Source organism: Azospirillum picis (assembly GCF_017876115.1).
Lineage (GTDB): Bacteria > Pseudomonadota > Alphaproteobacteria > Azospirillales > Azospirillaceae > Azospirillum > Azospirillum picis.
Genome location: NZ_JAGINO010000048.1, coordinates 1 through 11,909, shown reverse-complemented (window position 1 = coordinate 11,909; position 11,909 = coordinate 1). Strand labels below are relative to the sequence as shown.

General features: G+C 68.9%; 7 protein-coding genes. 5 read left to right on the top strand and 2 right to left on the bottom strand.

Going from position 1 to position 11,909, the window contains the following annotated elements; genetic code table 11:
- Window positions 1–190 precede the first annotated feature (190 nt).
- The 4 genes from J2850_RS31325 (at window position 191) to J2850_RS31310 (ending at window position 5,683) form a co-directional block, all read left to right on the top strand.
- Window positions 191–1,195, top strand: a complete 1,005-nt coding sequence (locus J2850_RS31325; protein WP_209991328.1) for an ABC transporter substrate-binding protein — start codon at window positions 191–193, stop codon at window positions 1,193–1,195.
- A gap of 5 nt (window positions 1,196–1,200) precedes the next feature.
- The gene (locus J2850_RS31320) at window positions 1,201–2,898 is read left to right on the top strand and encodes an ABC transporter permease (protein WP_209991326.1); all 1,698 of its coding nucleotides are present in this window, start codon (window positions 1,201–1,203) and stop codon (window positions 2,896–2,898) included.
- Between the two features lie 256 nt (window positions 2,899–3,154).
- Window positions 3,155–4,546: an MFS transporter gene (locus J2850_RS31315; protein WP_209991324.1), complete on the top strand. Its 1,392-nt coding sequence runs from the start codon at window positions 3,155–3,157 to the stop codon at window positions 4,544–4,546.
- Between the two features lie 150 nt (window positions 4,547–4,696).
- Window positions 4,697–5,683 carry a LysR substrate-binding domain-containing protein gene (locus tag J2850_RS31310; protein ID WP_246513789.1) on the top strand — a complete coding sequence of 329 codons (987 nt, stop codon included), beginning with the start codon at window positions 4,697–4,699 and terminating at the stop codon, window positions 5,681–5,683.
- Window positions 5,684–5,691: 8 nt separating this feature from the next.
- Here J2850_RS31310 and J2850_RS31305 read toward each other — a convergent pair whose 3' ends face one another.
- Together J2850_RS31305 and J2850_RS31300 are read right to left on the bottom strand one after the other, a co-directional pair.
- Window positions 5,692–7,143, bottom strand: a complete 1,452-nt coding sequence (locus J2850_RS31305; protein ID WP_209991323.1) for a tetratricopeptide repeat protein — start codon at window positions 7,141–7,143, stop codon at window positions 5,692–5,694.
- A gap of 19 nt (window positions 7,144–7,162) precedes the next feature.
- On the bottom strand, window positions 7,163–8,827 hold the full coding sequence (locus tag J2850_RS31300; protein ID WP_246513788.1) for a tetratricopeptide repeat-containing sulfotransferase family protein: 1,665 nt from the start codon (window positions 8,825–8,827) through the stop codon (window positions 7,163–7,165).
- A 1,095-nt stretch (window positions 8,828–9,922) separates the two neighbouring features.
- Between J2850_RS31300 and J2850_RS31295 the strand changes: the two genes are divergently transcribed.
- Window positions 9,923–11,909 (top strand): beta strand repeat-containing protein (locus J2850_RS31295; protein ID WP_425514142.1); only part of this gene is annotated, 1,987 nt, incomplete at its 3' end.

Below are 11,909 nucleotides of genomic sequence, written 5' to 3'. Positions count from 1 at the left end.
TTGGTCACTTTGGCGAAGACATCATCAACAGCGAGCAAAGCAATCGCATTGGAAACGACGCATACAAATCGATAAAAGCCGGCTGTAGTACTAGCCCGGCACCGTGCCTTCGGTCAGGTCCTCCTGTCACATGGCTGTCACCGGCTTGCCGTATGACAGGGACCTTCCCTCCCCGACGGAGACGACAGAGATGAAGGCGTTCCTCGCCACCCTGGCCACGGTTCTGGCCCTGGCCTTCGGACCGGCCGCCACACAGGCCGCCGAGCCGGTTGCCGAGCCGGTTGCCGGCAAGCTGGTGCTCTACACCTCGCAGCTCGAACCCGACGCCCGCCAGACGGTCGAGGCCTTCAAGGCGAAGAACCCCGGCGTCGAGGTGGAATGGGTGCGCAACGGCACCACCGAGCTGATGAACAAGCTGCGGGCGGAGTTCGCCGCCGGCGCGCCGCAGCCCGACCTGCTGCTGATCGCCGACGCGGTGACCATGGAGTCGCTGAAGGCCGAGAAGCGGCTGACGGCCTACCCGCAGGCGCCGGTCGCCGGCTACCGCCCCGGCACCCACGACCCGCAGGGCTTCTGGTTCGCCACCAAGCTGATCACCACCGGCATCGTCTACAACACCGCCGCCCCGATGAAGCCGGCCTCCTGGCAGGACCTGCTGAAGCCGGAGGCGAAGGGCACCACGGTGATGCCGAGCCCGCTCTACTCCGGCGCCGCCGCCATCCACATGGCCGCCGTCAAGGCCGAGCCGTCGCTCGGCATGGCCTATTACGAGGCGCTGCAACGCAACGGTACCGCCGCCGCCAAGGGCAACGGCGGCATCCTGAAGGACGTGGCCGGCGGCACCAGGCTCTACGGCATGATCGTCGACTACCTGCCGATCCGCGAGCAGTTGAAGGGCGCCCCCGTTGCCTTCGTCTTCCCCAAGGAAGGCGTCAGCGCGGTCAGCGAGCCGGTTGCGATGCTCAGCACCGCCAGGAACCCGGCCGCGGCCAGGGCGTTCATCGACTTCCTGCTGAGCCGCGAGGGCCAGCAGCTCGCCTCGGCCCAGGGTTTCCTGCCGGCGCTGCCGGGCATCGCCCCGCCGGCGGGCTTTCCCGATCCCTCGACCATCACCCTGATGCCCTACGACCCGGCCAAGGCCCTGGCCGAGGACGACGCGAACAAGCGCGCCTTCGCCGACCTGTTCGGCGGCTGACCGGCATGGCGGTGCTGACGGCCTGCGACCGCACGCGACCCGTTCCGGCCCGGCCCCGCTTCGCCCTGGGCGGCTGGCCGCTGCTGGTCGGCCTGCTCGTGCTGCTGCCGGTCCTGCGCCTGCTGTGGGAGGCCGCCGACCCGGCGGTGCTGTCCCGGGTGCTGGCGCCGCCCGCGACCTGGCGGGCGACGGGCAACAGCATCGCCGTCGCAGCCGGCGCGACGCTGCTATCCGGGCTTCTCGGCGGGTCCTTCGCGCTGCTCGCCGGATTGAGCGACCTGCGCGGCCGGGCGGCGATGACCTTCGCCCTGATCCTGCCGCTGATGATCCCGCCGCAGATCGTGGCGATGGCCTGGACCCACCTCGCCGGCTCCGGCAGCCCGCTGCTGAAGCCGCTGGGGCTGGCGCCGCCGGTCGGCACCCCCAACCCGGTGCAGTCCGCCGGCGGCATGGCGCTGGTGATGGGGATCGAGCACGCACCGCTGGTCTTCCTTGCCCTGCGCGCCGCCCTGCGCGCGATTCCCGGCGATGTCGTGGAGGCGGCGCGGGCGTCGGGCGCCGGCCCCTGGCGCGCGGTGCGCGGCGTCGTCCTGCCGCTCTGCCTCCCCGGGCTGGCCGCGGGGCTCGCCATGGCCTTCGTGGCCGCCCTGGGAAATTTCGGCGTCCCGGCCCTGCTCGGCGTGCCGGCCGGGATCCCGATGCTGCCGACCCTGATCTACCGCCGCCTCGCCGGGTTCGGCCCGACTGCCTTGCCGGAGGTCGCCGTGCTCGCCGCGGTGACCGGCCTCGTCGCCTGCCTGGGCATCGCCACGCAGGCGGCCCTGCAGGCCCGCATCGCCGCCCGCCTTCCCGGCGGCGGCCCTCCGCCGGCCCCCCTGCCCCTGGGCCGCGCCCGCGGCGCGGTGGAGGCGGTCGCCTGGACGGTGCTGCTGCTGATGGTCGCCGCCCCGCTCGCCGCGCTGCTGGCGACCAGCCTGGTCCGCGTCTATGGCCTGCCGCTCGGTGCCGGCACGCTGACGCTCGCTCATTATGCGGAGATCCTGGCGCTGGACCAGGTCGGGCGGGCCTTCGCAAATTCGGTCCTGCTGTCGGGGGCCGCGGCGCTTCTGCTGGGACTCCTGGCGATTCCGCTCGCCCACGCCACCGGGCGCGGTGCCGGCCGCCTCGCCCGCGCCGTCGGGGTGCTGGTCGAGTTGCCCCACGCGGTCCCGGGCGTCCTGCTCGGCATCGGTTGCATCCTGCTGTTCCTGAAGCCGCTGCCCGGATTGGGAATCGGCCTCTATGGCACGCTGTGGATCATCCTCGCCGCCTACCTCGCCCGTTTCCTGCCGCTGGCCTTGCGCCCGGTCCAGGCGGCCTGCGCCGCCCTCGACCCGGCGATGGAGGAGGCCGCCCGCGCGCTCGGCGCAGGACCGGCGCGGCGCCTGCTGACGGTGGTGGCGCCGCTGGTGGCACCCGCGGCGGCGGCGGGCGGCCTGCTGGTCTTCCTGACGGCCTTCAATGAACTCACCGTGTCGATCCTGCTGTGGTCGCAGGGACACGAGACGCTTGGCGTCGTCGTCTACGCGCTGGAGGAAGGCGGCAGTTCGACGCTCGCGGCGGCGCTGGGCGTGGTCGCCATCCTCGTGGTGCTGGCCGCCATGCTGGTGCTCGGCCTGCTCGGCCGCCGGCTGCCGCCGGGCGTCGTGCCCTGGCGGGATTGACAGCCGGCCGTTGGTGCCGCGGACGGCCCTGCGCGCCGCGCAGGTGCGCAATCCAGGCAATTCGCGCAAGGACCGATCGTCGTCATTCCATTCCGTTATCAGTTCGGCGAAACTTCGTATTAGACAGTTATTGGGCTGCTTCATAGCTTGCCCCCGCAATGATCCGCTTGCGAGCGATGCCGTGCCGCCCTGCCCCACGCCGGGCCGCGAAGCCGTCGCACCGAACCGCACAGCGCACCGATTGGGGGTTAACGCCATGATGCCGACGGCCAAGTCCGGCCCGAGCGAGCCGCTCGCCGAGTTCGAGGAACGCACCTACCTGAAGGTCACGCTGCGGCTGCTGCCGTTTCTGGCGCTCTGCTACCTCGTCGCCTACATCGACCGCGTCAATGTCGGTTTCGCCAAGCTGCAGATGCTGAGCGACCTCGGACTGTCCGAGACGGTCTACGGCTTCGGCGCCGGCGTCTTCTTCATCGGCTACATGCTGTTCGAGGTGCCGAGCAACCTGATCATGCACCGCGTCGGCGCACGGCGCTGGATCGCCCGCATCATGATCACCTGGGGCATCATCTCCGGCGCCATGGCCTTCATGAGCAGCATGGCCGCGGCCCTGGGCTTCGAGAACTCCACCATGACCTTCTACGTCCTGCGCTTCCTGCTGGGCGTGGCGGAGGCCGGATTCTTTCCCGGGATCATCCTCTACTTCAATTACTGGTATCCGTCGCACCGCCAGGGCCGGATCATGTCGCTGATGATGGCCGCCCAGCCGGTGTCCTTCATCGTCGGCGGCCCCCTGTCGGGCTTCCTGATGGACCGCTTCCACGGCGTGCACGGCTTCCAGGGCTGGCAATGGATGTACGTGATCGAGGCGGCGCCCGCCGTGCTGCTCGGCATCCTGGTGCTGGCCCTGCTCAGCAACGGCATCGACGACGCCAGATGGCTGAGCCCGCGCGAAAAGACCCTGCTGAAGGCGAACCTCGAGCAGGAGAAGCGGCAGAAATCCGACTATCCCCTCGGCCGGCTGTTCCGCACGCCGGTGCTGTGGCTGTTCGTCGCCATCTATTTCCTGCTGGTCGTCGGCACCTACGGCGTGAATTTCTGGCTGCCCTCGATCATCAAGAGCACGGGCGTCAGCTCGAACCTGGAGGTCGGCCTGATCACCGCCATCCCCTACGCGGTCGCCGCGGTGGTGATGATCGCCACCGCCCGCCACGCCGAGCGCACCAACGAGAAGCGCTGGCACACCGCCATCGCGGCGATCCTGGGCGGCATCGGCCTGATCCTCAGCGCCACCGTCACCGGCAGCGTCGTGCTGACCGTCGCCTTCATCACCGTGGCGGTCGCCGGCTACATGACCGCGATGGCGATCTTCTGGAGCTTTCCCGGCTCGATGCTGACCGGCGCCGCGGTGGCCGCCGGCGTCGCGGCGATCAACTCGTTGGGCAGCATGGGCGGCTTCTTCGGCCCCTACCTGCTTGGCTGGCTGACCGACCGCCTGGGCAACTCGAACGCCGGCCTGATGGCGCTGGGCGGCGGGCTGGTGCTGGCAGGCCTGCTGGTGGCGGCGACCTGCGGCAACTACGGCCTGCGCCGCGAGGACGACGCGGAAAGCGGAGAGATGAAGGGGTCGGCGCTGCTGACCGAATGACCGGTTCCCGGATCTGCTCCGGCACGTTCGGCGCACCCGCCTTCCGGCGCGGGTGCGCCGATCTTTTTTCCGAAACCCCGCTGCCGGTTCGCTATCATCGCGCGGCTCCGTCACCGGACCATCCCAGACCAGCCGACCGATGCCCGACCGATGCCCATGCCCGCACAGCCCTTTCCCGCCGACTGGTTCCTGCGTGCCCGCCTGAAGCTGCGGCACATGCAGCTCTTCCTGGCACTGGACGAGCACCGCAACCTGCATCGCGCCGCGGCCAGCCTGAACCTGTCGCAGCCGGCGGCGTCGAAGCTGCTGGGCGACCTGGAGGATGCGCTGGGCGTGATGCTGTTCGAGCGCCATACCCGCGGCGTCGAGCCGAACTGGTACGGCGCCCTGATGATCCGCCACGCCCGGATGATCCTGTCCGAGCTGAAGGAGGTCGGCGAGGAGCTGAACGCGCTGCAGGCCGGCCACAGCGGCCGCGTCGTCGTCGGCACGGTCAGCGCGCCGGCGGTTGAGTTCGTCACCGAGGCGATCGACCGGGTGCAGCGGGACCATCCCCGCCTGCGGATCGGCGTGGAGGTCGAGAACAGCGACGTCCTGCTCGACCATGTCCAGCACGGCCGCCTCGACTTCGCGCTGGCCCGCCCGTCCAAGGCCCAGGATCCCTCGATCTTCGAGTATGAGGAGGTGGGGGAAGAGGCGCTGTCCTTCATCGTCCGCGACGGCCATCCGCTGTGCGGGCTCGGCCGGCCGGTGGCGCTGGACGACCTGCTGGACGCGCGATGGGCGCTGCCGCCGCGCGGCACGCTGCTGCGCGACCGGGTCGACGCCATGTTCCGCGCCGCCGGCCTGCCGGAGCCGCGGCGGGTGGTGGAGAGCGCATCCCCCGTCTTCCTGATGGCGATGGCGGCGCGCACGGAAAGCCTCACCGTGCTGACCAGCGCGCTCGGCGACATCGTGCGAGCACCCGGCACCTTCACGGTCCTTCCCTTCGGGACGGCATTCGCCGTCGAGCCCTACGGCATCGTCCGCCTGAGGGAGCGCCCGCTGTCGCCCGGCGCCGCCACCCTGCTGGACGCGCTGAGGACCGCCATGCGCCGTGCCGGAGCGGACCGCGGACTGATCGCCGGAGGTTCCTGACGTCCGCCCTACGTCGAGGCCAGGGCTGCGATCGCCGCCGCGACTTGGCCGATCACGCCTTGCCAGTCGCCGGGCGCCGGTTGGCGGAACAGCCGGAAGGTGGGATACCAGGGGCTGTCGGGGCGGCCGCGCAACCATCGCCAGTCCGGAGCGTAAGGCAGCAGCAGCCAGACCGGCACCCCCATCGCCCCGGCAAGGTGGGCGACCGCGGTGTCGACGCTGACCAGCCCGTCCAACCCCTGGAGAATCGCCATGGTGTCGTGGAAATCGGCAATCTCCGGTCCCGGGTTGGCGAGGGGCGCCCTGCCGAAATACCGTCCGATGTCGGCCTGCGCCGGCCCCAGTTGCAGCGAGACCAGGGCAATCCCGTCGATCTCGGAAAGCGCGGCCAGCCGGCGCAGCCGCATGGAGCGGTTGTGGTCGTTGCCGTGCGACGGGCGTCCCGCCCACGCCAGCCCGATGCGCCGCATCCCCTTGGGCAGCACCCCGTCCAGTCGCTCCTTCCACCAGGCGGCCAGTTCCCCGTCGGCATGGAGGTACGGGATTTCCGCCGGAATGGTCGATAGGCCGGTGCCGAACAGCCGCGGCAACCCGGACAGCGGGCACCAGCAGTCGAACTCCGGCAGCTGGTCCCATTCCTGATGGAGCCGGCGATCGTCGATCAGTTGCCCCAGGACCGGCATCATCTCCGGGCTGGCGGCGACGACGAGGTCCGGGCAGAGCCGTTCCGCCATCGGTATGTAGCGGGCAAACTGGATGACGTCGCCGAACCCCTGGTCGGCGACCAGCAGCAGCCGTCCCGGCTGCGGCCGGCCGTCCCACTGCGGACGCGGCGCCAGCCGGCCGGCCGCCAGCAATTCCGGCGGCACCGGCGCCGGCACACCCGGCAGGCGGAATCGCCACTCATACTCCTGCCAGCCTTCCTCCAGCCGGCCGGACAGCAGCAACCCCTCGGCCAACTCGAAATGCGGACCCGGCGCCGATGGGGCCAGCCGGATGGCACGACGTTCGCAGAGGATCGCGCTGTCGACCTCCTGCCGCTCGTAATGGGTGATGCCGAGATTGTAGAGGGCGTCGGGCCACTCCGGCGCCAGCGCGGCGGCCAGCCGGCCATGGCGCAGCGCCTCGTCCAGCCGCCCTTGCCGTCGCAGGACCTCGGACAATCCGTTTCGGGCGGCGGCGTTGCCGGGGGCCAGTCGGGCCGCCCATCCGAATCGCAGCAGCGCCCGGTCGAACCGCCCGGAGAGGTGGGCGGCTCCCCCCGCCAGGCCAAGCGCCCGTGGATTGGCCGGGTCGAGCGCCAGCGCACGGGACAGCCGCAGTTCGGCGGTTCCGGCTGTGCCGCCGATCAGCTCCTGCTCCGCCGCGTCCAGAAGTGCGCGGAGACGGTCCGCACCATCCGCCGGGATGGTTGCCGGGGCGGCGGCCGGGATGGCGGGATAGGGAAAAGGATTGCCCATGCGTCCGTCCATCCCCCGTTCAGACACTGTATCCGAGGCTGTCGATCACCGGCTCCAGGATGGGGACGACCGGTTCCAGATGGCGCATGTAGGCGCGGTAGCGGTAGAGGGAGCGGCTGTAGAGCCGCTCGGTAACCTGCGCGTAGCTCGCCGTGCGGGCATAGCGCCGGTTCTCGTCGAAGCGCAGGCAGCGCCGGTCGAAACGCAGCCCGGCGAAGCCGAGCAGGCGGCGGACGTTCGGCTCGAAATCCTGGACCAGGTCCTCGTAGCGCAGCGGCAGGTAGCGCAACAGCATGTTCTGCCGGTAATGCGCGACGAGCTCCAGCATGCGACGGCAATGCCGGGCGGCGGTTTCCAGGTCGCCGGCGCAGTTGAAGCCGTGCGTCAGGTTGTGCGCCATCATCGAGAGGACCACGTCCAGCGGATGGCGCAGGACATGCACCACCGGCGCCGTCGGGAACATCAGGGCCGTCAACCCGAGATGAAGCTCGTTGAACGGCATCTTGTCGGTGAAAAGCCTGTTGCCGGGGCCGATCGTGACCAGCCTGCGGGCGCGGCGCAGATACTCGTCGCGCAAGCGCGTCAGCCCGTCGCGCTGGTCACCCATCCAAAGCTCCGACAGGGCTTCCGGGTAGGCCAGGGGGCTTGCCAGCATCTGCGGAACCATCGCGGCCACCTGGTCGAGCGCCGGCAACTCGTCGCCGGCGGCGACCGCGGGATGGGCCGACAGGATCTGCTCGACCAGCGTGGTGCCCGAACGAGGGGCGCCGACGATGAAGACCGGCTGAGGCCCCGCGGCCTCCGTTTCCGGTCGCGGCAGCAGCCGCAGGCGGGACGCGGTGAAGAAGCCGGCGAGGCGGGTGGTCAGTTCCGCCGCCGCCTGCGCGGCATAGTGATAGCCGGCTTGGCGGGTCAGTGCCTTCGCCTCCATCATCGCGGCGAAGGCCTCGTCATGGCGGCCCAGCCGGTCGAGGACGCGCGCCGTTTCCAGCAGGCCGTCCGACCCTGGGCCGCCCGGCCGTTGCGCCGCACCCCTCAGCGCGACCAGGGCGGCCTCCCACTCCCCGCGCCGCGCCAGCAGCGTCGCCTCGATGGTCCCGATGTCATGAGCGGGATCGAGGCGCCTGACGCGGGCCACCAGGCGCGCGGCCTCCTCCAGGTTCCGCCCCGCCTCCTCCGTCAGTGCCCAGCCCAGCCATGTCAGCAGGATCGACGGGTCGAATGCGGTTGCCTCGCGGTAGACCGTCCGCGCCTCGTCGACCCGGCCCTGCAGCTTCAGGTTCCAGGCAAGGTTGGACAGGGTGACGGCATCCGGCCCGGCCAATGCCAGAGCCTGCCGGTAATGGAACTCGCCGGCATGGGGCTGGTGGCCGTCCGTCAGTGCCATGGCCAGCAGGCTGTGCGAAGTCGGCGCTTCGGGAGCCAGCCGGACGGCGTTGCGCGCCTGTGCCTCCGCCTCCGCCGTCCGCTTGGCTCCCAGCAGCAGGCCGGCCAACTCCTGGCTGACGGCAAGGTCGTCCGGCATCAGGCGCTGGATGCGCCGGAGCAGCGTGATCGCGACATCGACCGCACCATCCGCTTGCGACAGGCCGGCAAGGACTCTCAGCGCACCGACGTGATCGGGAGCCTCCTCCAGGATCTCCAGGCAGAGCCGGCGGGCGGTGCCGGCATCGCCGCTCAGCATGGCCTCTACGGCGTGTTCCGCTTCGGCCTGAACCCAATGCGGGGTCGGCGGCGATGGTTCGCCTGCCGGGCGGGAACAGCAACGCCGCATGCGCAGCCCGCTTCCGCACGGGCAAGGTTCGTCGGACGTGGCCGGCATGACTGGAACCCGAATCCTGAGGCGAAGCGGCAAACCGCCGGTTACGATTGCGACCCGCATCCGATAGGTTCATGGCGCGGTGACGGAAGGTAGAGGCAAGCCATTCCCGGTGCAAGCGACGGAACCGGCGAAGGACTGTGCTGGGCAAGGCAGGCCGTCCACTCGGAACGCGGTGCCGGCAGGAGTCGCTTGCTCCGCCGTCGGGCTCTCGCAATCCCTGCCGTTGCCGACGGCCTGCGGGGTGGTCTGGCCAGCGTCTCCGAGGGCCGCCTCGCCTCTCTCCTTGCCTGGCCTACGAACGAAGATGTCGACTTGTTGAATATTACTCTATTTCAAGATGTTTCATTACCATGAAATACCAAAACCCCAGGCTATCTCTTTTAAGCGTAATAGCCAGCGAGCCTCACCATGGCCTGAAAATCACTGCGGGAAATCCCGATAAATTGATGAAATTCATTCACTGGAATCAAACAATACCCTATATTTTTTCGAGAATGAACCATCAGCAGCGGAGGATACGGTTCGTTTCCCTAAAACTTAAAATCGTTAATTTGTTGTAAACCAAACCAGCCTCAAGAAAAGAAGTTGATGTTACTTGAAAATTTCGAGCACCTGGGTACCTTGCCGGTGGCTGCGCCCCCTTACGCGCCGTCGTTTCGATCAACTCCTGGGTGAAGATTCATGCGCACCAAGCCCTCTCCCCGCAAGCCAAGCCATAAACTTGCGATGAGCGGGCGGACGCCGGGATCGGCCGGGCCCGGATCGTCAAATGGCCTCCCAGGCGGCTCCCTCATGCGCAGCGGCGCGGCAGGCCGTCGGCTGTCGTTGATATTGGCACCAGCGGCAGCGTTGGGGGCATCCCTGGCAGGCTCGGCGCCGGCCCAGACGATCACGTCCAGCCAAGCAAGTACTTATAATCTTGGCCGTTCAAACACGAACCTGGTGATCAGCTCTGGAGTGACGATCTCCACGACCTCGACCCCCGGCATTTTCGGCGGCCCAACTTCCGTGACTGGCCTGTCAATCACCAACAACGGACTCATCGTCGAAACGGGCCTTGCGTCTACAAAGACATCGTCCGGTATTTACCTTTCGAAAAGCGGCGTCATCACCAACAATGGAACGATCAACGCGGTGGGATGGGCCGGCATCCACTTGGAGGCTGGCGGCACCGTCACCAATACCGGGACGATCACGTCGGCGGGAAACGCGGGCATTCATTTGAATGCCGGCGGCTCCGTCCAAAATCTGGGCCTGATCCTCGGCGCGCAAAACGGCATCAGAGTCGAGACCTCCCCAGGAACCATCGTCAATGGCTCAAGCAGCAATAGGACAGCCTACATTCAGAGCACGTCGGGTCCTGCCGTCTATCAAAATGATGGGTCGGGCAGCTCCGCGCTGACGAACTACGGCACACTCAAGAGCAACGGCGGTGACTTCGCCGTTTCGATGAGACAGGGAACCATCGTAAACTACGGCAGGATCGAGGGCATAAACGGGGTCCAGCTCAACCCCGGCACGCTGACCAATTATGGCACCATCGTCGCGACCAGCGGCCAGTTCGCCGTGAGTTTCAGTTCGAGCAGCGGCGGCGTCCTGAAGCTGGAAACCGGATCATCCATCACCGGCAGCATCGACGGTGACGGCCACGCGAACCTGGTCCTCGACGGCACGGGGACTGCCACGAACACCATATCGAATTTCAGCGCGCTCAGCATGAACGGCACCGACTGGACCCTCGACGGTCCGGTAGACGCAACGAATGTTTCCCTCAACAGCGGCACCCTCTCGGTGAACGGTACGCTCACCGACAGCGGATGGCTGAGGGTCAGAAGCGGCGCCAAGCTGGGCGGAACGGGCACGATCGCCGGTGGCGTGACGGTCTACAACGGCGGCACCATCGCCCCAGGCGGTTCCTCCGCGCCCGGCACCCTCACCGTGAGTGGCGATGTCGTACAGCAGTCCGGCTCGACGCTGGAAATCCGTACCACCCCCTCCACCGCCAGCAAGCTGGCTGCCACGGGGACGGTCACCCTGGCCGGTACATTGTCGGTGCTTTCCAGCGGCAGCGGCTACGCGACCAACAGCTACACCATCGTCAACGGCAGCAGCATCACCGGCGGCTTCACCTCGGTCACCGACAGCGACCCGAGCCTGACCCCCACCTTCACCATCAGCGGCAGCTCAGGCATCCTGACGCTTACTGCCTCGCCGCCGGTATCGCCACCGGTATCGCCGCCCGTCGTCGTCTCACCACCGGTGGTGTCGCCGCCAGTGGTCGTCTCCCCGCCGGACGTATCGCCGCCGGTCGTGTCGCCGCCGACGGTCACGGGCGTGATCGACACCAGCCAGTCCAGCTTCGGCAACGACGCCGCCGCGGTGCGGGCCAGCACCGTCACCTTCGACGGCGGCCTGCTGAAGCCCTCGGCAGCACTCACCCTGGCCCAGACCGTCACCACCGCCAGCAACGGCGGCACCATCGCGCCCAATGGCACCTCCGTGACGTTGTCCGGCAACGTGAATGGCCCGGGCAGGCTTGCCATCACGGGTGCGGGGACGGCCGTTCTGAACGGCAGCGTCGCCAACGGCGGCGGCGTCGCCGTCGAGAGCGGCGGCAATCTGGCCATCGGCCGCACCGGCACCCTCGCCGGCCCGCTGGCCCTGACCGGCGCCAGCAGCGCCAGCGTCGACGGCGTTGTCTCCGGGCGCCTCGATGTCGACGGCGCCAGCAGCCTGACGGTCGGCAACGGCGGCACCATCACCGGTCCGCTCGGCATCACCAGCGGCTCGGCCACCGTCGGCGGCATCGTCGCCGCCCCGGTTACCGTCTTGTCAGGCGGCAGGATGGCGGTGGTCGAGGGCGGTGGTGTCGGCGGGGCGGTCACCGTCTCCGGCGGCAGCGTCACCGTCGCCGCCAATGGCGTCATCAACGGCGCCGTCAGCG

What these genes read in the sequence shown, in the direction of transcription:
- J2850_RS31325 (WP_209991328.1), top strand. Translation starts at nt 191, where the DNA reads ATGAAGGCGTTCCTCGCCACCCTGGCCACGGTTCTGGCCCTGGCCTTC.
- J2850_RS31320 (WP_209991326.1), top strand. Translation starts at nt 1,201, where the DNA reads ATGGCGGTGCTGACGGCCTGCGACCGCACGCGACCCGTTCCGGCCCGG.
- J2850_RS31315 (WP_209991324.1), top strand. Translation starts at nt 3,155, where the DNA reads ATGATGCCGACGGCCAAGTCCGGCCCGAGCGAGCCGCTCGCCGAGTTC.
- J2850_RS31310 (WP_246513789.1), top strand. Translation starts at nt 4,697, where the DNA reads ATGCCCATGCCCGCACAGCCCTTTCCCGCCGACTGGTTCCTGCGTGCC.
- J2850_RS31305 (WP_209991323.1), bottom strand. Translation starts at nt 7,143, where the DNA reads ATGGGCAATCCTTTTCCCTATCCCGCCATCCCGGCCGCCGCCCCGGCA.
- J2850_RS31300 (WP_246513788.1), bottom strand. Translation starts at nt 8,827, where the DNA reads ATGCTGAGCGGCGATGCCGGCACCGCCCGCCGGCTCTGCCTGGAGATC.